Source organism: Rhizobium altiplani (assembly GCF_001542405.1).
GTDB classification, from domain to species: Bacteria; Pseudomonadota; Alphaproteobacteria; order Rhizobiales; family Rhizobiaceae; genus Rhizobium; species Rhizobium altiplani.
In genome coordinates, this window is the sequence record NZ_LNCD01000152.1 from 1 (window position 1) to 20,565 (window position 20,565).

Consider the following 20,565-nt stretch of genomic DNA (forward strand, 5'->3'; position numbering starts at 1 on the left):
TACGGCGTCGACTCATAAACTCTGGCACCATATTCTTGTTGCGACGAGCTTTACAGCGGCGAGGTAGTTTTCCGGGCGCTTGTCATATCGGGTTGCGATGCCTCGGAACTGCTTGATCCTGTTGAAGAACCGTTCCACGAGATTACGTTGCCGATAGACCCAGCGCGAAAATACGAAAGAGCCCTTGCGATTACTCTTCGGCGGGATGTTGGCCCAGGCCTTTCTCTCGGCGGCCTTTGCCCGTATGGCATTCGTGTCATAACCCTTGTCGGCCAGCAGGATGTCCCCCTCGCCAAGCTCATCCGTCAGCGCGTCGGCTTCGGCACAATCGGCGATCTGTCCACCAGTCAGACGCAGATTGACCGGGCGACCTTCGGCATCGACGAGCGCATGGATTTTGCTCGTAAGGCCGCCGCGGGAACGTCCCATGCCACCATCGTCTCCATCCCTTTTTTTCCCGTGGCCGCGTGCTGGTGAACGCGGACACAGGTCGAGTCGATCATGACGATGTCGCCATCGTAGGCCTTGGACACCGCTTCAAGAAGCCGATCCCATACCCCGGCTTTGCGCCAGCGGACGAAGCGGTTGTAACAGGTCGTCGGCGGGCCATAGCGTTCCGGAACTTCCGCCCAAGGCGAGCCCGTTCGAAACCGCCAGAGGATGCCATTCAGTACCCGCCGATCATCAACGCGGGCAACGCCGCGTGGCTTGTTGGGTAACAACGGCGATATAATCGACCATTCGTGGTCAGTCAGTTCGTAGCGACGACGTGTCATCAAATGCTTCCCTATTTCGAAGCCTTGAATCACGCCGGTCGATAAATGCCAAGAAATTTTATGAGTTTACGCTGTAGGACACAAAGAAACCAACACGCGGAACCAAGCCACACGGCAACACACACAACAGACAGCAGAATTGACCTAAACAGGAACATTGGAGCCCAAATGGGCGGCGGCAAACGCCTTGTTCGGGGAAACATCTAATAATCATAAAGCTGCGATTCGGCAGTAGCCAGCACATCAAACTTGCCAAAATACGGGCGACTCCAAAAGCCATTTCCTTCATCCCTGAAGTGATCAGTTTTTGGAATGAACACGCATTTTCTGAGGTCGTGGCCCGACGACAAGTCGCATCCCAACTGTCGGTACTTGGCCAACACGATATCACGATCGAAACCGTCGTCGAACGGCAGAACTTCGTATGCCAACATTCTTTCTTTTCCGTCGGCGCGAAAGCGATATGCAGCCTCTATATGATCAAGATCTTGATAGGTAACGGCTGACTGGCATGAGTTCCTGTTAGCCACGACGATCAGTAGTTCAGGGTACTGCTCTTCGTCTCGCATAATCTGCTCTAAGAGGCCCTCGGTCGGATCATTAACGCACGGATAGTTGCGGAATTCCTCCAGGAGACTCGCGACCTTCTCCTCGTCGAACCACTCTTGCCAGGTTTCATTTAACTTCAGGAAATTTGCATACTGTTTCTGCGCTTCCTGAAGATCAGCATCAAGAAAACCGTCATAACTCATTCTCTGCTCCCTGACCCTTCGTTGCACAATCTGTTTGCGGGTGCTTTGGACAATATTGATACCTTGAAAGCTTGGGCGCTCGAAACTTGGGAAGTCTGACATGATTAGAGACGATGCGGGCAACCTGTGATATCTGTAAGTGAAGACGTGTGTTTGATATTGGAAAGACAACAGGCCTTATATAGTATCGAAGTCGATCCTTTGCTTCCGTCAGTACATACCCAGCTTCCCTTTTTTATTATTATGACCACATTTCAGTGACCCTTGGGTACGGCAAAAAACAAGCCTCTCTGGACGACATCGATGGGAAGCTACAGTGATGGCAACGGCTGTACAGAAGCTGCCCCCTACACGGCCGAAGGGACAGATCCAAAAGATGCCCTTGCTCACAATGAACATGGAGGCCGTGAGGCCTCCATGACCAGGCAATCAGCCTCTAATGCTTTGCGCGAACGCGCAAGTTGCCGCGTCCCAAAAACCAAGGCAACGTTTACATCAGGATATATCCCCAAGCCACGCCAAGCGGCCACGCTCCTGAGAGCCGCTCGTTCGTCGTTTACAATTGCGTTGTTATCCACATTTTCCCTTGTATTCACACAATATCACCAACCCACAATATTACTTCTATTATATTTCCTACATAGGATACATTCCATTGTTCTCGATTTAAGGCGAACCTATTCTACCTTCGTCCTTTTATTCTTAACTTTAATGCCGTAGCTCGGTTCTTTATTGTTAACACTTTATAGGTGACTTTTTCATTGTTACGCTTGATTCTCGCTTTAAAACCATCTGTGTCACGACAACTCGCAGTAACTTAACCTAGTCAATAATTAGACACAAGCGATCATCTTAATAATTGGCCTCGTCTTATTTTATACAAACTCATCACACAACAGCTGCATAATTGCAGTTTATGACACAATACAAAGGCTTACATAGAAACACCCACACGCAACAACACCACAGGTGAACGTCAGGCCAATATACGGCGACTTCGATCATGCCTTTTTCCCGCGCCCCCATGCTACCACCTTGATCTCGCCGTTCAGATCCACGGGTTCCTTGACAGCGATGAACCACTCGCGCCCGCCCGCCTCCGTAGCAATTGGGCGACCACCTGCGACCCAAGTTCCGACAAAACGTCGACCAGCCACAGTAGTTGCAGCGTCAGCCTCACACCCATAATAGAATTTAAGCGTGACATTGGCTTCATTATCTCCGCCTTCATAGTTTATCCTGGCGTTCTCAATAGCGCTCCTCAGATTCGTGGTCACATTATGGTCAAATTTCCATATGGGCGGTTCCGGCATCTTGAAACCAGCTATTCGATTTAAATCTGTTTTGTGATGAAAAAAGGCAGTTGTGGAGATACCAAGAATTATGAGGTTATAAATAGAGGACCGATCCTGCCTCTCAAACCTCGCAAAAAATTGCGTGGCTTTTAGGCAAGCGAAAGGGAATAACGGCTTTTTAGGCAGCGAAAGCGAATAATTGATTTTTATAAGCGAAGCGCAAGAATGGTAAATTGAGCTCTCAGTGAGAACCAAGAATATATGGGATAACGACAGAAACGAGGTGCCCCTCACCACCATCTTCAAAGGACGTCTTTTACACGTGGACTGAATGCTTGAACCGTTGAGGGCAAATTTTGGTGGGGCCAAAGAGGCTGTTGGAAAATGACTGAAAATGAACATTCAGCCGGCCAGCCAGAGGCGTCGCTTGGTTCGTCCTAGAAGTCGCCGCTTCGTTGCAATCCAAAGGGCACGACTTTTGCGAACTTAACGGGACTGCTAAGTCAACAACTCGTGACATCCAGCGCTTGCTTGGCTCGGCTTGGATTGGCTTGGATTGGGCGCGGCCCAATAAGAAAGAATGACCCTATTCGCATGCAAAGAGTATTGCCCGTTCCCTTATACGAGGGTCGTGTTTCTGTCACTATCACCCGAGAAGTACCTTTTTGCGGAGGCTATAGGTTAAGAAGGATGTGGCTTGTGGATTTATAACTGTTCCGTTGCTCTTGCGGCCAACGGGTTGCTATCGAGGAACTCTTCTCTTCTGTGAAAACCATCAAATGTCCTTGTCTAAAGCGTGGACAAACAAGCAAGAGTGACCCATAGCCGTATGCAAAGAGTATTGTCTCTTCCCTTCTGTGAGGGTCTCTGTCAACGACAAGAATTACCTTTTTGCAACGGGTACAGATCAAGAAGGATCCTTGGCGTGTTTAAGGGTTTTATGTAACGACGTCATCATCAATAGAGCTGGTCCTTTTCTTCAAACTATCGCGTATTCAGTGATGAGCGTTTTGTCTGTTTATTGAGATATCGGCAATTTATCTCCACGCTCTTACAACGAAATTTCAATTTCGATGAGGAAGCTGAAATATCGAAAAGACATGAGGCAATGAGCCTTTACATAGACCAATCGATTTAGCTCTTTGCCTCCCGCGACCCCTGGGTTCCGTGATGTGCGAACTCGCTGCTCCGGGGGCCTATGTACACTGCGTCTCTTTTTGGGTCATCAATCTGCGAAAGCGAGGCCTAACGATTTTTTGTTGAGAAACGACAAAATGACCCCCTGATGTAAACGTTGCCGGGCAACATTTACATCAGGATATATCCTGCCGCCGGCAATTATCACCCCGTGTCACTAACCCTTGGACCGCAGAAAAAGTATCCTGCCGCCGCTCTGTTTGCCGTCTTTTGGACGATCCCTTGGGTTGAGAGTTGCAGCTTCTTTTTTGGCCTGTGGCTATGTCGGCTTTCTTTGTTCGTGCATTCGTGCACTCGTATGATTGCCTTGGCGGGCGGCGGCCGCAGAAAATGCCGGTCCAAGATCTCGAGCAGCTGCTGAAATCGCTCTACGATTCTGCAAAGGGGCACTTTGTGTGCCGATGCGCTCACGATCGACGTCGACCCTTGGTGACGCGAAAGGATTTCGCTTTTGGATAAGGACAGACGATGACAGCCGATATGGAAAACGTCTGGCTTCTCCGAATGATCATAAAATGTCACCGTCTAAAATCCGGTCCAATAAGAATGCCCCCAATCGCCAGCACAGGCCACTCTTCGCTTATAAAACTCTGATCCCGTTTGGCTCCTTTACTAACAAGCCCAATTACCTTCGCTTTGATCTCATTTCCAATTTCTTCTCTCTCGATGTCGTGGGGCGCTGGCGATCCAGTCATTACTGATGATGTCAACTCGCTGGCGGCCACCATCGCCGAGCGCTGGGAAGCATACGAAAACCATTTTGGGCAAGATGTTGAACTCACGTACTTCTATATGAGTCAGGCGGATGCACGTCTCTGTGTCCAGGTTGGCAGCCTTACTCTCGCTACCAAGGTGAGATCGGATACGCACCCGTCTGAGGCGCCGGGGAGTTGCATTGATAAGGGGTATATCTGGTTCATTGCCATCGCCAGCGGCTCGTCCGAGAGTTACATCAACGTTGTGTCTTGGGGGGCCGCGATACGGGAGGTGGACGAGGACGAGGACGGCGAGGACGAGGACGACGAGGACGGCGAGGACGACGAGGACGACGAGGACGAGGACGGCGAGGACGAGGACGACGAGGACGAGGACGAGGACGGCGAGGACGAGGACGAGGACGGCGAGGACGAGGACGACGAGGACGAGGACGAGGACGGCGGGGGCGAGGACGGCGAGGAGTGATCAAGTCGCAGTCTGGCTTGGCATTAGGTGGTGTTGTGTTTGGTCGGTTTTATTGTCGTTGAACTTTGTTCACTTTTCTTACTTGTGTCGCTCGATGCATACCTATCACCCGTTATGGCGGCGGGTTGCTGTATCTCGAATTTGATAAAATCAAATAAGTCAGTTAATTAATGAATAATCAGGGAATTATGGGGTACGAATTCTGCTCTCCGTTGTTGTGCCATTTTCTTTTATCCCCTCCTTTGCACTATTTACACGCCATTAATATTCGACTCTCGATTAAGCGATCTAGCGCATTTGATCTTAATTTAGGTCACGATGCATTTGGCGCGGGCTTTGCGAAGCGCAAGTTAGGTGAAGTGGACCCCGGAATTTGGACCAGCGGCTCCTATCCAACATCATGCTCCATGAGTTTGATTGTTTGATTGCTGGCCGGAGGCGAAAATACCTGCACAAGAAAGCGAGGAAGGATCGTTGGGCGTGGAACTTCGGCATTCGAAGGCCCATGCCGAGGCCGTCCGCGAGGAGTGCCGGGCCTTTCTGGAAGGCAAGCTGAAGACTACAATAACAAAACACCACCAAGGACCGAGCTCAAATCAGAGAACCCGGGAGCAGCGGGGCAGCTATGACCTGGTCCATTAGGTGGTATTTATATATATTACAGTATTATGGAGCAGAATAAAGACGGAGTCCGTTAGGCCTCTGTGACCCAGGGAAACACTCACCAGGGGGCTAAAAGGCCCCGTTTGTCAGCAACCTGACGGAAGCCGTGAGGCTTCCGTTTTCAAGCGCGCAAGTCGCCCCGTCCAAAATCCGAGGCAACGCTTACATCAGGATATATCCTGCCCGCCCGCCGCCTGGCCCTCAAGTTCGCCCGGACTGTTGATTTGCTCTGTTGACGGTGGTAGCAGCGAGAGCTGGCACCGAACTTCTGGCTTAGCGCAGCGCGAGCTTCCGCCGCGGGTGGGCAGGTAAAGGCAAACTCAGGACTGCATCTTCGATCCGAGCCGCAGGTGTGATCGTGCCTCCTTATAAACGTCTTATCGGGTTGCCGCGCTGCCATGCGGGCCAGGTCACGGCGACGTGAACAAGCGCCTTCATCTGCTTGGTGCCGACCGTCTGGTTCAACAAATTTATCGCACAGCTGGCCGTTGATGGAGCAGACGGCCCGAGCGAGGCGTATTCACCAAACAGGGAGCCGCACCGTATCGTCAAAGGCAGAGGTAACGTCTGCGCTGCACGGCGACAAACAAGGGGTCGGAACAAGAACTATTCCCAGCGACACGCGGCCTTTATCAACCAAAGACAGTGAAGTCCTTGTAAGTGAGTGTCTTCCATGAGATTCTTCGATCAATCCCGATGGAGATCATGATGTCCGAAACGATGCTTGCGACACTTTCCAATATTCGAACAGTGGACGACATGGTCGCTGCGTTCCAAGACGAGGAACAATGCCGTCGCTTGCTGGAAGGCATGGTATGGCGAGCTGGCAGAATTTGCCCTGCCTGTGGTTACAAGCGTTCGACAGCGATAGCTGGCCGCGACATGGGCAAGCGCCGCGCGCGGCCAGGCCTCTACCAATGCTCCAGCGGTGATTGCCGCTTCCAGTTCACCGTGACAACGCATACGCCCTTGCATGCCACGAAGCTTCCGTTGCGCACCTGGCTCAAAGCAATGTGGCTGTTGTTGCAGTCGGATAAAGGCCTATCCTCGGTCCGTCTCGCCGAGACCCTTGGCGTTAGCCAACCGACCGCCTGGCGGATCGGTCATGCGCTGCGGCTCATGGTGGCGCGCGAGCACATGCTCGACGGCACGGTGGAAGTCGACCATTTCTATCTCGGCGGCAGACCCAGAAAGCATCCCGATAATCCGCCTCCTGGAAGAGGCCGCAAGGGGCAGATAAAGACGGAGAAGACGCCGGTCATGGCGATTGTGCAGCGACCGGCAGACCTCACCCCAGGTTCCAGTGCGGGCGATGCCCGTGCCGCTGTCGTCACCGGCCTTTCATTGCGTGCTGCTGTACGAGCAGTTGCAACACAAGTTGAACTTCGAGCGCATTTGATGAGCGACGAGGCAAAGGCATTCGTGGCCATAGGCGAAAGCTTTGCCGTACACGAGACGGTCAACCACTCCAGCCGCGAATATGTCCGGGATGCCGCCCACGTCAATTCAGCCGAGGGGTTCAATGCCCGGGTCCGGCGAACCATTGCAGGCGTCTTTCATCACATCAGCCCGGAACTTGCTGACCTGTATTTCCATGAAATCGGCTTCAGATGTCCCAGCGCATTGTTGCCTGCCAAGCAGTGCGGAAAAGCCGAAGCGGCAAGGAAAGCAAGAAGATCCTTTGGTCACGAGTACCTCCTGCACTGCAATTAATGCAAGTGTTCCGTGCTGCTACCGGCCGCCAAATGCGCCGTAGTCATAGCGGAGGCATCACCATCAAATCTGCCGTGGCTGTCTTTGGTTGATAAAAGCCCGACACGCTAAGGTCGAACGGAGCATGAACGTCATGCGGCGTGGCGTAGCTGTGCAGGAAGTCTGAGCGACCGGAAGCCCTCAGGCATCTGATGCTCTGCATCCCAGGTGTAGATCCCGGTCAGATTGATATGTTCCCAGCCCAGCGGCGACACGTGCCTAAGCAGGTGAATCAGGAATCTCGCGCTGCATTTTGCGCAATTGGGTGACTGCCCGTTCGATATAGACTGTATTCCAATGTACGATCGCACTGACGACGAGGTTGAGGCCAGAGGCGCGGAACGCTTGGCCTTGCCTTCGAACGATCGGTCGCGGATTTCGCCGCGCTCGTGGAAGAAGACGGCGCGCTTGAGCTTATGTGCGGCCTCGCCCTTGTTGAGGCCGGCTTGGCAGCGCCGGCGCAATATCGGACTTGAGTACCATTCGATCATGAAGAGCGACCGTTCGATCCGACCGAGCTCCCGTAGCGCCCTTGCGAGCTGGCTTTCCTTCGGAGATGCGGACAGCTTCTTCACGATCGTAGACGGCACCACGGATCGCGTCGTGATCGACGCCGCCAGATGGAGCAGATCATCCCAATGGTCGAGAATCAGAGAGGTGTTGATCGGCGCGCCGATGTGGTTCGACAGCGCCGATATTCATCGCCCTTTTCGAACGCGTGGAATTTCCGGTCCTTGAGGTTGCGAAGCTGTAGGTTGGCATTTAACTATGAGATTCCGCCTCAACGCTTTCAATAAGTTAGCCCGGCACTTAATTTGAGACTTAGCAATTAATTTGAGACTGCCGCTTGGATTTTGGCACTTAATATGAGATTCATTCGCTGATGAAATCTGCGGTGCTTCAGGATGGATGCTCAGTTCCCAGACGAGATTGGCGAAACGCTTTGGAACGAGGCGTGTCGACGCGCCGAGGCAATCCGAGAGTTTCTGAAGCGCCGATCTGGCGATGTAACTTCCGGGGATATGGCGCTGCTTGCTGTCGAACTTGGTGTCAGTCGAGCAACTGCATTCCGGCTTATCAAGCTATTTCGAGCTGGGGGAACGGTGATGTCGCTGGTGGAGCGGAAACCTGGCCGTCCTGACGGCCGCCGGATGCTCGACGAGGGACGAGAACAAATCATCCGCGCCACGATAAATCGGTATTATCTGACAAAAAACCGCCAAGGCATCTCTCAATTGGTTCGGGATATCCGAACGAGTTGCCTCTCGGCCGGGCTGAAGCCGCCACATCGCCGGACGATCGAAGCTCGTCTCCAGGACATCGACCTTCACGAACGCGCCAAACGACGGGGTGAAGCCGCAAAAGTGAAGCGAACAACGGCGGTGCCGGGAGGGCTTACCGCCTCGCGTCCACTCCAGATCGTCCAAGTCGACCATACGAAAGCAGATATCTTTGTCGTCGACGAGGAGACGCGTCTACCCATCGGGAGGCCTTGGCTAACTCTGGCAATGGATGTTTGCAGTCGGATGGTGACGGGGTTCTATCTTACGATGGACGCACCCTCCCGGCTTTCGACCAGTTTGTGCTTGCTACACTCTGTCTTTGACAAAACGCCTTGGTTAAGAGAGCGCGAAATCATTGAGCCGTGGCCCGTCGCCGGCCTCCCTGAGACATTACATGTCGACAATGGCAGCGATTTCAGGAGCCGCGCATTTAAGAGGGGGTGCGATGATGCTGGCGTTGCGATCGACTGGAGACCACCGGGCGAACCGCGCTTCGGCGGGCATATCGAGCGGCTGATCGGCACCCAGATGGGAAGACTCCACTTGCTACCCGGCACCACTTTCAGCAATGCACAGGAGCTTGGCGAATACGATTCGAAGCGGCATTCGGCGCTGACCCTGCGCGAGCTAGAGCGATACATCGCCCTCAACATTGTCGGTAATTACCATCACTCAATCCACCGCACTTTGGGCCGCCCGCCAATCGCGGTATGGCATGAGCACGAGGGCGAAATTCCGCTCCGCTTGCCGCAGGACAGAATGCGATTTTGGCTGACATTCCTGCCCGAGCAGGAGCGTACATTGCAGCCTACCGGGATCCATCTCTTCGGAATGCGCTATTGGTCGGCAGCCCTGAGTGCCGACGTCGGGACTGCAAATCGCCGGCTGCTCGTCAAATATGACCCGCGGGATATGTCTCGTGTGTTCGTGCGGCGACCATCGGGCAACTTCGTGGAAGCACGTTACGCCGATCTTACTTTGGCCCCTGTAACTCTACACGAAGCATTGGCTGCGAGGCGTACTCTGCTGGCGAAAGGGCGACGAGAGGTCAACACCCGCACGATCGTTAGTACAGCGATCGAGCAACGCAAACTGGTGGATGCAGCAGTGAAGGCGACAACGACAGCACGACGAGGCCGCACTCCCACCCGAAAAACGAAAGTGGATGACAGCGGTTGGGGCTCGCTTCGGGGGATTGACTCCAGCAAACCTGTGGCTTTCGACGAGGACATGGAGTGAGCTGGCATGAACACCGAAATCTCCCACCTGACTTTGACCGCGGCGGAACTGCTCAGTGAAGCAGACAGCCAGCGTATCCGCGCCATTAGATCACGTCGCTGGCTCATTTACCCTCGTGCCAAGCAGGTGCTCGATCGGCTGAACCTCTTGGTCGATCATCCACGCGGGACGCGAATGCCGTCGCTCGCCATTTATGGCGACAGCGGCATGGGCAAGACGATGATCATGAAGCGCTTCCGAGACCAGCACCCACCAAGCTTCAACCCACTTACCGGTAGGCTGAAGACACCGGTCCTGGCGATGGAGATGACCAGCCGGCCCGGAGAACGGCGGTTCTACGCCGAAGTTTTGACCCTGCTCGGCGCGCCACAGCGACCGCGAGCCGATATTGCTCAGATGGAGCAAGCGGCACTACGGATCATGGACGCGATTGGCGTGCAGGTTTTAGTGATCGACGAGGTGCATAACATTCTCGCCGGGACCTATCGCGAGCAGCGCATCGTATTAAATACCTTGCGCTTTCTCAGCAACCGCCTGCAGATCTCCCTCGTCTGCTTCGGCGTCAACGATGCCCGTGAAGCCATTGGTGGCGATGTCCAGCTGGCGCGTCGCTTCGACCAGTTCACGCTGAGCCGCTGGGCTGCAAATGAGCAGTTCGAAATGTTAGTCACCTTGATGCTGCGCAATACTCCGTTGCGGCACCCATCGGTGCTAACCGCGAAATCTTTGCGGCGAATACTGCAAGTGACCGAGGGCATCACCGCCAACATCTTCCACCTCGTCAACTCACTGGCCATCCAGGCAATCGAAAGCGGAAGAGAGCGGATTACTGACGAAGCCATTGAGAAATGGGAGCCAGAATTCGACGCGGACGCAGCGTTCGCGTGAAGACGAACTTAAGCGAACAGCGATTGCCGGTAAGGCTGGTGCCGTGCGCCGATGAGCTTTTGTCGTCGTGGATTGCCCGGCATGCAGCATTCTATGCGATCTCTCCCTTGGCCATGCTGCAGCATTGCCTTCGCCCAACACGTTTTTAGCGCACCGTCGCTCTCGGTCTCGGTGTACCCGTCAACGTGCATACACGCGACGCCACGCTAAAAACGCTCTGCAAATGCCGACATCCGGATAATGCCGGCATCTGTGCGGATGAGCCGGAAGTGGTCGCATCCGGCTCACAGATCTCGGCATAATCAGAGGGATTCGAGGTACTATAGGTGTTGGGTAATCACCAGCTTCCGCGCCGGTAGAAACCTGCTTAGTGCAAGGATGGCCGCTCCCGCAAAGCTGAACGCGCCAGCAGCCATGAAAACGGGCAGATTAGCTTGCCGTGGTCGCTAAAAGACCGAAGGTGCCCGTCAGCCAGGCTAGCCCCAGCTCCGCGGGTAACCCGACCAAGTTCATGACAGGCGCAAAAGTTGGAGCGACCGCCTTGATCGCTCCCATCCGCGAAAGCAGCTCCGTCATGATCGCGATTGGAATCGTGATCCGGACAAGAACCCAATAAATTCCGAGTGTTTCCTGCGTGTTACGCCGAATTTGCAATAATACCTGCATGTGAGCCCCCGTTTTGGTGCCCCAATCTGGTAGCTTGGCCCGGTTCGCATTTGTGGTCAAAGATTGCAAATATGTGCAATTTTATTGCACAGGAGCGACTTATGGATATGCTGCGCCAATGGATCGTATCGACCGGAAACTTTTGAATCTAATGCAGCGCGACGCATCGCGCACGAATGTCGATATGGCGGACGGGTCTGTCTCCCTCCAGCTGTCTGCGCCGTATGCAGCGGCTCCGAAAGTCAGGTGTGATTGACCGGATTGTCGCTATCCTGAATCCCGCCAGGGCTGGGCGTGGTATCAAGGCGCTGGTTACTGTGGAACTGAAGTTGCACGGCGAGGCGCATATGCGCCGCTTTCTGGACATTGCAAGCAGCGAAGATGCCGTTTCGCAGGCCTATGCCGTCACTAGTGAAACCGATGTCGTTCTGATGCTGCGCCTGCGCGATATGGAAGAATTCGACTCCCTGTGCGACAGGTTATTCCGCGATGAGACTAACGTTGCTCGCTTCTTCACCATGATGATAATCCGGACAGCGAAAGAAGAAACGGCAATTCCGCTTTAGACATCGCGTTCACAGCATGCACCTTGCACAACGCTCAGATTGATCGCCGTCTTTCCTTGTTTGAAACACAAGGAGATCAGGATGACGATCACTCGTTACGCTACTTTATGCCTGTGCCTTCTCGACGTTCGATGGCCATCTCGTCGCCTTTATCGATGAGATGGTTGAGCGAGATCATGCTTGGAGCACAGTCAAACTCTACCTGAGCTGCATAAATGATGTTGCAAAGGTCATGTGTGCCAAGGACATCGATGTATGCAATCTTGATGAAACCCAAGCTGCCGAACTCGTCACGGCTATGGGATGGATCGCGTCACGCGAGACCTATGCAAAGTTCATGATGAAACGCTTCGTGAGCTTTCTTGCCACTCGTGGCGTAGCAAGGGAGCTTCCGGCTCTGTCGCCAAAAGAGACGGCGCGCTTAGAATTGCAAGCGGCCTACGAAGACTATTTGCGCCGGCAACGGGGATTGAGCGAACGCACGATCATCGATAGTTGGCGGTTTGCCGGGCAGTTCCTCGACTTCCGCTTTCCGGAAGATGCCGATGATCTCGGGAACATATCCGCCGGGGACATCGCCCGCTTCCTGCAAGCGCGTATCATCCAAAGGGGACCGCGCGATAAGACCGTGCCGTCGCATTTGCGAAACTTCTTCCGCTACCTGTTTAAGGCTGGAAAGACGACCACAAATCTGGCGAATGCCGTGCCCCGCGTGGCGCAGCGGTTCGGCACGCGGCTTCCACGTCATCTCTCCCTCGAACAGGTCGACATGATCCTGGATGCGGTGCGCAAAACGGCACCATCCAGCTTGCGTAACCACGCAATGGTGCTGTTGATGGCGCGCCTCGCTCTGCGTCCGCCAGAGGTCGTCGCCATTCAGATCGACGACATCGACTGGCGCTCGGGAGAAATCCTCATTCGTGGAAAAGGCGACAGACATGACAGGCTGCCGCTTCTGCCTGAGGTCGGAAAGGCGCTGGCAGATTACATTAAGCTGGAGCGGGTGACCACATCCCGGTCGCTGTTCGTGATCAGCCGCCCGCCGCACCGCCCGTTTAAGGACGCGCAGGTTCTGAACGGCATATTGGGCAAGGCGTACAGCAAGACGGGGTTGAAGCCGCCAGCTCCTTATGTTGGCGCCCAGATCTTGCGTCACAGCTTGGCGACCAATCTGGTTCAAAATGGCGCTTCGCTAGAGGAAATCAGCGACACGCTGCGCCATCGCTCCCGAACGACGACGATGCTTTATGCAAGGCTTGACGTTGAAGGTCTGCGCTCCATTGCCCTGCCGTGGCCGACCGAAGGAGGCGCAGCATGAGCACGCTATCTCAAGAATTAGACCGCTATCTTACGGTCCGCCGCGGCCTTGGTTTTGAGCTATGCACTGACGAGCGGATTCTGAGGCGCTTCATTGAATATGCGCAAAGGGTGGGCGCTGAATATGTGAACGCCGAGATCTTCATCGGATGGCGTGGGTCATTCGGTGACGCTAGCCAGTACACGTGGTCGCGCCGTCTCGGCATTATCCGAATATTTGCGCACTGGCTCCACGGTATCGATCCTCGACACGAGGTTCCCTCCCGGGACCTTATCCCGAGCCGTCAACGGCGAAATAAGCCCTATATCTATTCCCCTGCCGAAATCCGGGCCATACCAGGGGCTTCAGCAGAGCCAGCAGCCCGTCCCGAAGGGGACGCCCACCTTCTTCCGGTCGAGGCTATGGAGCTTTTTGAACGGCCGGTCCGCCAAGCCCAAAACGCTCTTTCATCTCGCCGGCGCGAACCCAGGTGTCACCAGCGATCTTGACAACCAGCGCTTCAAATACGCGCTCGAAAGCCTCCTTGGTGGCGTCCTCTGACAACGACTCCGCCTGAGCAAGCGGAAGCAGTGGCCGCATATCGGTTAGCAGCCGCGGATTCGCCAGCTTTGCGAACATTCGTTCTTCGGCCTGGGCGCGGGATATCGATTGGCCTGCAAACTGAAGATAGCGGCTGAACAGCTCGGCAACCAGATTAGCATCAAGCCCTTCGAACACATCGAGGGCATGGGAGAGATCATAGAGATCACGACCCTTGTCGCGCTGCAGGAGAGCCCGAAGCTTCGTGGCCAGCATTTCCTCCCGGGAGAAGGTCGGAATCGCGGCCTCGCCGGCAAACCAGGGATTGTCTATCCGAAGCGGTAGAGCTTGCGGCGGATCGTACGCTTCGATTTCGCGCGTGTTGATTTCGACCTTGAGTCGAATAGGCACGCCGCTTCCGTCTTCCGCCTCTACACGAAAGCGAAATTTAGGGGCGACCGGGCTCTGGTCGAATTGCGCCCGGCCAAGCCAAGGTTCGAGAACTTCCCGCAACCGATCCAAGATTGGGCCGATCGGGCCTGCAGTCGTTCGGACGAGGTCTATATCTTCTGAGTAGCGAAGCGGCTCTGGGAAATGCAGCTTGTTCAGCGCCGTGCCGCCGCGAAAACGCAGTTCGGCAGAAAGGAGATCGTCATTGAAGATATCGATAAGCGCACGGCTGATGATGAGATCCTGTTCGATTTGACGCTGATCCGCCCACGGAACGATTCTCCCCCAAGCGACGATGTTCTGAGCGGGAATCATTCGTCAATCTCCGGCGAGCGGCGCACGATTACATGCCAGCGGTCGTCGCGCTCCTGCGGCGTGGGCGTGAAATCGGGGTCACGCGTCTCATGCCGGTCGAGCTCCGTCCACGGCGCCGCACCGCGCGCCATCAGCGCCGCATACATCGGATCGGAGCGATCCTTATGTCCCAGCCGCTCCAACAGATAACCGAGACGTTGAATGACAGGCCGCTCCGCCGCGTCGGACAGTGCGGCAAGCTGGGAAGGGTCGATTTTTTCGGCGAGATCCATAAGGACCGTCGCGACGTTGTCGATCCCGCCCGCCGCCTGTGGGTAGCGCAGGAGGTCGAGCGCCGTGAGCGCGGGGGATGATATCTTCATTCTGCCTGTATCCGTTTTCCGGTCCTCGATGCCCGGCTCCACTGCTGCAATGTCCTTGCGGTAATAGAAGACGATCAGATTGCGGCCCGCCTTGNACGGCCTGGTGCGTGGCGCCGTGAAGCTCCGCCGCCTTCAACAAGCCGACATAGTAGGGCTGCAGCTCGTGGCGCATCAGGGCGTCGATGTACCATGATGGGGGCGGCGCGCCCCAGGAGGCAAACTGTGGGGGCACCGCAACATAGAGTCCCTGCCGGGGCCTGATCAGAGCCTTGCGGCGTTGAAGGCGCTCGGCGGCATCGAGGAAGGCGCCGCGTTCGACGCCCAGCGCCTGTTCGGCCTGCTGGCGCGTAAAGACTACTTGGCCCGCGGAGAGCAGGCTTGCAATATGAGTTGATAGCGCGGACCGTTGATCGTGAACCATGCGTAACTATCCGCTCTTAGCGCGGATTTTTCAACATGAATCGCACGTTCCCGACAAATCGTTTTCGCTTTTTCGCGCCAAGTGCGGCTTTTCGAACATGATTGATCACCGCATTCTCCCCTGCCGGCGACGATGATAGGTGTTGGGATTCACGATGCTCGTTATGCCGCGCCACCGCCGTGAACAAGAACGATCCGCCAATGAGGCCCTATCTCACTGGTCTGAAATTCCCGTTTGACCTTTTCGATATGGGCATACTGATCGTGGCAATAGATAACCGCGAAAAACGTGCTGTAGCCGCTGTCATTCACATATCCGCGGGTATCGGTGTAAAGCTCGTCCACCTTTGTCTTGAGATCCTTTTCACTTCTGGCGAATTTGTATTCGACAAGTGATTTGACCGACTTGACTGCGAATTCGGGCTTGTATTGTTTCAGCGGGCGCGGAAGGCTAAATTGCGGTATCACGTCGTGGAACGCGTAGTTCAGTACCTTGCCGACTGCGTCATAAATTTCCTTTTCGGTCTTCGGAACCGGGATACCGGCGTCAACCAGAATCTTGCGCGTATTCTCTAGGATATTCTGTAGGACAGCGACCGAAGAAATGTCTTTGCCATCAATCATGGCATCGATCGAATCAAAAATGCCCCGAATTTCCCTGAACGACGGGCATTCCATGTATTCGTCGAACTGGTTGGTCGCTTGTGTGAGCGTATCTCTGTGCTCATTGAACGTTTCCGAAATCTTCCGGCAAAGCAACGGAAGATGCATACGCTCCGCCAATATGGCGACATCACGGTAGAGCTTCTTGAGGTGATCGCTCAGCTCGCCGTCCAGGTCAATCAATTCGTCAGACGGGTCTTCCTCGGCCTCTTCGAGAGATCGTGGCTGCAGGGGCAGTAGCCGCCATAAGACGTCTGACGTTTTGCTGATGGTTGTTCGGATGCTCTCCGCGAGCAGTTGTTCTTCGGTGCCCATAGATCAATTTCCGTTTCATACTGTTCACGACTCTTGCGATGCAGGCGTCCCCAAACCCGTCACCACGGTCCAAGCAAGGTGTGACGTCATGTTTACAAGAAGAGGAAAACAACTGGAAAGTGTCAGGCAGCACTTTCAATCACAAATCGACTCTTTCATCTTACAGATATTGAGCGGCATCTATGTGGGAGATCGCGCCTAGGTGACATGGGATGACACGCGATGAAGTGGGGAGATAGCAAGCGAGATTTTGACACCATCCTCGCGGTGTGGCCGACCCACGATCCCCTCCATGGTTTCTGGGAAATGCACGAACTGGCGGTCGGCCAGGTTGGTGCCCCGAAGTGGCGTGACCGCCGGATTCCGACGCCAGAGGGTTTCGTGAAAATGGATCGCCATTTTGATGCCGGCGCGGCATTCGCGGCGGGCGCGAGTTTGAATGAGCGCTATGCGTCCGAGCTTCAGCATAGCCCGATTGGCGAAGATCTGCGGCGTTCGCTGCAGCTGAAGACACGAAAGGCCCTGCAGACCAAGGAGCGATTGCGATCCGAGGAAGCGCTGATGCTCGCCGAAGCCAGGAGGCGTAAAGCCGCAGTACCGGCTCCCTCTGCATCAGAACTTCAGCTCACCGCGAGGGCTGAACCGTTTCGCGACGCTCTCGCAGCGGCATTGTCGGCATTGACCGGTATTCGGGTAGGAGAGCTACGCGAGAGGGTCGCGATGGGCAAATCCTACGAGGGTATTTGGGACGTGCTTGCAAATGGTTCACTTCACAAGCGCGGTGCCACGCTAATCGAGCGATCGAAGATCGCATCCGGCTTCGATCTGAACCCGACCGAGCATTGGGGAGAGGTAAAGGCGAAAATTCGCCAAATCCTTCTTCCCCGCGCCAATCAGTTGCTGCAGCTCGCAAGCGTCCGGCGTCTGCTTGATGAAGCCCTGGCCCGTGGCGAGCGAGTCCTCGTCTGTAACGGCGTCGTCTTCTGGTATGAGCAGCACGGGCAAGTTGGCTGGCAGGTCAAGACGACCAATAGCGACCAATCTGAAGACGGAACTACCCTTTGGACTGAAGGGACCATCGTTTCCGCGAACCACGGTCGCTTGGTGATCTTGCCGTTCATCAAGGAAAACGGCGAACATGTGAAAGGCCACACGCGAAACGCCCCAAATGATGGTCCTGCTAAGCCGAGACACCCGAGCCAGTACGTCGAGATACCCTTCAAGGTACTGAGTGGCGATCTCATGATCGGGCTATTTGGAGAACTGCCGTACGAATAAATTCGGAGTGTTGATCCATCAGACGTCAGACGGATCGAAATTCTTCCTCCAGCAGACGCCGGGACGGCTTTGACAAGAAAACCACCGCTGATCTCGCCAGGCGCTCGGCGTTTCAATGCGTGATCTGTTCTGCCGTAACGGTTGCGGGAAGCGCAGAGTCTGCCAACGCGGTCATAAACATTGGCGTGGCCGCCCACATCGCTGCTGCCTCGCCAGGTGGGCCACGGTATGATGCGTCGATGACATCGAAACAGCGTTCGAGCATTGAGAATGCTATCTGGCTTTGCCAAAATGACACCAAGGCAATCGATGACGACGTGGTTGAATGGCCGACTCCAAGACTGCACGACATCAAGCGCGATCATGAACGGACAATCCGGTCCAAACTTGGAATGCCGGGAAATGCCGTCTGGTCGGCCCCCGGGATCTGATCGACGGTCCGAGAATATGCGTTTGTCCGCGTTCGATCCCTGACGCAGGCATACAAGGCGGTTCTCGGCCCAATGCTTCAGGATCAGAATCTCGGAGAAGACAATGAAGTCGGGATTTTAATGGTCGGCTCGTCCATGGACGATCTAAGATTCGCCGATCGGGAACCGCCTTGGACCCTTTTCGTCAAGCCGGTTCGGTTGAAGTGGGTGGTGCAAGGGCAGTCCGCGGGCTTCGGTGTGCGCGGCGAAGTCCCATCCGACCAGATCTACGGGCAGATACCAGCGTGGCCTGATGGTTTCTTCGATTTCCTGTCGGCTATCATAATGACGGGAAAGACGTTCGCGTGGCAGAGATCACGAAAAGGCTTTCTGGTTCTCTCGCAACTCTAAAGTCGCGCCGAACCAACATCGGTCGCCTTAGCGTTCGGGGTACTGTGTGGCGCGCTTGCCGGGCAGAGCCGCTGTGTGAGCTTCGCTTGATTGCAAAACGGCATCGCGCACCACTTTTCTCGGTGTACATCTTTCGCGGGTAAATCAACTGCTGGACTGAGTCGGCGGAACAGGACTTCTCGTGCGCGTAGCAAGGATCGTTGTTAAGAATTTTCGGACGTTTCAACGCCTGGACGTCAATGTCGAAAACGATCTCTGCTGTATCATAGGTGAGAACAATACCGGAAAAACCGCAATTCTGCGAGCCATTCAGATCTGCCTTGATATTTCGCTTCCGTCGACGTTGCGTATAGCGCGGCGATTTGGGAGGAACTTCGTATTGCCGCACGTAACGATGCTCCCCGAGGTTTGAACGTTGCCTCATCCACTTTGCTCCCGACTTGGAGCGAAGGAGGTCGGGCGCGGAGATGGCAGGGGTTTCGCAGCGCCCGGCCTCCTTCGCGAGCTCCACGGCGCCTCAGTTCGGCCTGGCGAGCTCCTGGATCGGCAGCTCCGTATTGAACGGGCCAAACAGCAACGCGTCCGCCTGTTCACTTCGCCAAACCTTCAGCCGGCGCTGAAGCGTTCGAAGCAGTTTGTCGGGGTAATCGCCGGGATACTCGGTCTGCAGACGTGACAGGAGTTCACTGCCGGTTCGCCATGGTTCGGCTTCGAACCAATTTCGCAAGTCGGCAGTCGCCTTGACGAGAGGGTCAGGACGCCGCCGTCCTCTTTTGGCTTTTACAATCGGGCGATCTGTCGGCCGGCTAGCTCCGTCTTTCCAGGCAGTCCGCAAACTCGCCAGGAAAAGGTCGATCGGCTGAGCTACCCCGTCAGTGCGCATGGCCGGCGGAGTGTCGGCAAGCGCGGCGAGTCGCTCCTGCAGGGCGCGGATATCGCGCAATAGCAGGACAGGATCGAGCCCGGCGTAGGTTTCCTGCAGACGGAAGCGGACTGCATCTGACGTGCGAGCGTCAGCAACCAAACGCTGATGCGGCGTGGCTGGCGGACTATATGTCTTGCGCACACGCGCGCCGTCGCGCTGCTTCGCGATCAATTTGAACGATGGCTGAAAGAAGTTCACGAACAGCCGTGCTGAACGGTAGAGCTTCGCCAACAGGGCGGCGGCCTCCAGCCCCTCGAATTGACGATATCCGACCATCCTGCGCACCACGGCGCCATTCTTCTGCTCGACAAAGGCCTGGTCGTTCTTGCGGTAGGGACGGCAGCGCGTGAAGACGATATTGGCGGCGTCACAGTAACCCTTCAGCGTCTCGTTCATGAAGACGGTGTCGTTGTCCGTATCCAGGCCGAGAAGCGCGAACGGCAGTTGCTTGCGCAATTCTGTGAGCACGCTGCTCAACAGCGTCTGCTCGCGAACCAGCAGCGGCGCACATTCCGTCCAGCCAGTCGCGATGTCGGTGAGAACAAGGGTTTGGATGAAGCTGCCGCGAGCCGAAGGGCCGCAATGGGCGACGAGATCCGCCTCAACGAAACCTGGCGCCGGATTGTCCCAATCCGCCGACGGTTCTAATGGGAATGCTCCGTCGCAGGGCGTGCGCCGCGGGCCGCCGTCGAGGACGTCCCAAGCCCTCTCGGATTGGTCTCAGCGTCCTGTCGATCGTGGCCGCGCTCATCGCCAGCAATTTGCCGCGGATCTCAGGCGGGAGGTTAAAACGACCGTGCCGTTCCATTGCCTCGACAAGGACGGGCAGCAACGCCTTCAGCCGCTTCCCACAGACCCGGTCAGACGCTTCCCACAGCAATATGAGCGCATTGCGTTCCGCTTCATCATAAACCCGCGGC

Annotated in this window: 14 protein-coding genes and 5 pseudogenes; 9 read left to right on the top strand and 10 right to left on the bottom strand. The window is 55.4% G+C overall.

Annotation, left to right across the window (positions count from 1 at the left end):
* Positions 1-12 precede the first annotated feature (12 nt).
* From AS026_RS40890 to AS026_RS38745, 3 genes are all read right to left on the bottom strand, one after another.
* Positions 13-776 (bottom strand): IS5 family transposase gene (locus AS026_RS40890; RefSeq protein ID WP_100248102.1). Its coding sequence is split into 2 segments (ribosomal slippage): positions 13-449 and positions 449-776, totalling 765 coding nucleotides; the frame shifts between segments, so codons are not numbered across the junction.
* Positions 777-979: 203 nt separating this feature from the next.
* Positions 980-1,630, bottom strand: coding sequence for a RolB family protein (locus AS026_RS38740; protein WP_037076395.1), 651 nt, complete (start codon positions 1,628-1,630; stop codon positions 980-982).
* Positions 1,631-2,529: 899 nt separating this feature from the next.
* Positions 2,530-3,225, bottom strand: coding sequence for a hypothetical protein (locus AS026_RS38745; protein ID WP_131815377.1), 696 nt, complete (start codon positions 3,223-3,225; stop codon positions 2,530-2,532).
* 1,431 nt (positions 3,226-4,656) lie between these two features.
* On the opposite strand from AS026_RS38745, the gene AS026_RS42825 reads away from it, so the two are divergent.
* Positions 4,657-5,202 (top strand): hypothetical protein, encoded by a 546-nt coding sequence (locus AS026_RS42825; protein ID WP_131815378.1) that lies wholly within the window; start codon positions 4,657-4,659, stop codon positions 5,200-5,202.
* A 1,371-nt stretch (positions 5,203-6,573) separates the two neighbouring features.
* A pseudogene (locus AS026_RS38755) lies at positions 6,574-7,670 on the top strand (IS1595 family transposase).
* Positions 7,671-7,709: 39 nt separating this feature from the next.
* Here the strand turns inward: AS026_RS38755 and AS026_RS38760 are convergent.
* Positions 7,710-8,315, bottom strand: coding sequence for a Tn3 family transposase (locus AS026_RS38760; RefSeq protein ID WP_081688053.1), 606 nt, complete (start codon positions 8,313-8,315; stop codon positions 7,710-7,712).
* Positions 8,316-8,639: 324 nt separating this feature from the next.
* Here AS026_RS38760 and AS026_RS38765 point away from each other — a divergent pair, with 324 nt between their 5' ends.
* Both AS026_RS38765 and AS026_RS38770 read left to right on the top strand, forming a co-directional pair.
* Positions 8,640-10,139, top strand: coding sequence for a Mu transposase C-terminal domain-containing protein (locus tag AS026_RS38765; protein ID WP_245307762.1), 1,500 nt, complete (start codon positions 8,640-8,642; stop codon positions 10,137-10,139).
* 6 nt (positions 10,140-10,145) lie between these two features.
* Positions 10,146-11,027 carry a TniB family NTP-binding protein gene (locus AS026_RS38770; protein WP_028749386.1) on the top strand — a complete coding sequence of 294 codons (882 nt, stop codon included), beginning with the start codon at positions 10,146-10,148 and terminating at the stop codon, positions 11,025-11,027.
* 465 nt (positions 11,028-11,492) lie between these two features.
* On the opposite strand, the pseudogene AS026_RS38775 reads toward AS026_RS38770, so the two are convergent.
* Positions 11,493-11,693 (bottom strand): annotated as a pseudogene (locus AS026_RS38775) (nucleoside recognition protein); the annotation flags it as partial.
* Between the two features lie 118 nt (positions 11,694-11,811).
* Between AS026_RS38775 and AS026_RS38780 the strand changes: the two are divergent.
* Together AS026_RS38780 and AS026_RS38785 are read left to right on the top strand one after the other, a co-directional pair.
* A pseudogene (locus AS026_RS38780) lies at positions 11,812-12,259 on the top strand (Lrp/AsnC family transcriptional regulator).
* Between the two features lie 232 nt (positions 12,260-12,491).
* Positions 12,492-13,577: a tyrosine-type recombinase/integrase gene (locus AS026_RS38785; RefSeq protein ID WP_202902637.1), complete on the top strand. Its 1,086-nt coding sequence runs from the start codon at positions 12,492-12,494 to the stop codon at positions 13,575-13,577.
* 399 nt (positions 13,578-13,976) lie between these two features.
* Here the strand turns inward: AS026_RS38785 and AS026_RS38790 are convergent, their stop codons facing one another.
* The 4 genes and pseudogenes from AS026_RS38790 to AS026_RS38800 all read right to left on the bottom strand — a co-directional run bounded on the left by AS026_RS38790 (position 13,977) and on the right by AS026_RS38800 (position 16,621).
* Positions 13,977-14,861: a nucleotidyl transferase AbiEii/AbiGii toxin family protein gene (locus AS026_RS38790; RefSeq protein ID WP_028749384.1), complete on the bottom strand. Its 885-nt coding sequence runs from the start codon at positions 14,859-14,861 to the stop codon at positions 13,977-13,979.
* Positions 14,858-15,301, bottom strand: a complete 444-nt coding sequence (locus AS026_RS44745) for a type IV toxin-antitoxin system AbiEi family antitoxin (RefSeq protein ID WP_425349861.1) — start codon at positions 15,299-15,301, stop codon at positions 14,858-14,860. Before AS026_RS44745 ends, AS026_RS38790 begins: the two co-directional genes overlap by 4 nt.
* Positions 15,302-15,318: 17 nt before the next feature.
* A pseudogene (locus AS026_RS43910) lies at positions 15,319-15,644 on the bottom strand (type IV toxin-antitoxin system AbiEi family antitoxin domain-containing protein); the annotation flags it as partial.
* A gap of 161 nt (positions 15,645-15,805) precedes the next feature.
* Complete coding sequence (locus tag AS026_RS38800) at positions 15,806-16,621, bottom strand: hypothetical protein (RefSeq protein WP_028749382.1); 816 nt, start codon at positions 16,619-16,621, stop codon at positions 15,806-15,808.
* Positions 16,622-16,843: 222 nt separating this feature from the next.
* Between AS026_RS38800 and AS026_RS38805 the strand changes: the two genes are divergently transcribed.
* From AS026_RS38805 to AS026_RS40910, 3 genes are all read left to right on the top strand, one after another.
* Entirely contained in the window at positions 16,844-17,899 is a 1,056-nt protein-coding gene (locus AS026_RS38805; protein WP_028749381.1) for a hypothetical protein, read from the top strand.
* Between the two features lie 503 nt (positions 17,900-18,402).
* The gene (locus AS026_RS38815; RefSeq protein ID WP_028749379.1) at positions 18,403-18,720 is read left to right on the top strand and encodes a hypothetical protein; all 318 of its coding nucleotides are present in this window, start codon (positions 18,403-18,405) and stop codon (positions 18,718-18,720) included.
* A 181-nt stretch (positions 18,721-18,901) separates the two neighbouring features.
* Positions 18,902-19,132 carry an AAA family ATPase gene (locus tag AS026_RS40910; protein WP_235777196.1) on the top strand — a complete coding sequence of 77 codons (231 nt, stop codon included), beginning with the start codon at positions 18,902-18,904 and terminating at the stop codon, positions 19,130-19,132.
* A gap of 105 nt (positions 19,133-19,237) precedes the next feature.
* On the opposite strand, the pseudogene AS026_RS38820 reads toward AS026_RS40910, so the two are convergent.
* Positions 19,238-20,565 (bottom strand): annotated as a pseudogene (locus AS026_RS38820) (ISNCY family transposase); the annotation flags it as partial.

Excerpts from the sequence above, each read along its gene's own strand:
- AS026_RS38740 (WP_037076395.1), bottom strand. The coding sequence starts at position 1,630 with ATGTCAGACTTCCCAAGTTTCGAGCGCCCAAGCTTTCAAGGTATCAAT.
- AS026_RS38745 (WP_131815377.1), bottom strand. The coding sequence starts at position 3,225 with ATGTTCATTTTCAGTCATTTTCCAACAGCCTCTTTGGCCCCACCAAAA.
- AS026_RS38765 (WP_245307762.1), top strand. The coding sequence starts at position 8,640 with ATGGCGCTGCTTGCTGTCGAACTTGGTGTCAGTCGAGCAACTGCATTC.
- AS026_RS38770 (WP_028749386.1), top strand. The coding sequence starts at position 10,146 with ATGAACACCGAAATCTCCCACCTGACTTTGACCGCGGCGGAACTGCTC.
- AS026_RS38785 (WP_202902637.1), top strand. The coding sequence starts at position 12,492 with ATGTGTGCCAAGGACATCGATGTATGCAATCTTGATGAAACCCAAGCT.
- AS026_RS38790 (WP_028749384.1), bottom strand. The coding sequence starts at position 14,861 with ATGATTCCCGCTCAGAACATCGTCGCTTGGGGGAGAATCGTTCCGTGG.
- AS026_RS38800 (WP_028749382.1), bottom strand. The coding sequence starts at position 16,621 with ATGGGCACCGAAGAACAACTGCTCGCGGAGAGCATCCGAACAACCATC.
- AS026_RS38805 (WP_028749381.1), top strand. The coding sequence starts at position 16,844 with ATGAAGTGGGGAGATAGCAAGCGAGATTTTGACACCATCCTCGCGGTG.
- AS026_RS38815 (WP_028749379.1), top strand. The coding sequence starts at position 18,403 with ATGCTTCAGGATCAGAATCTCGGAGAAGACAATGAAGTCGGGATTTTA.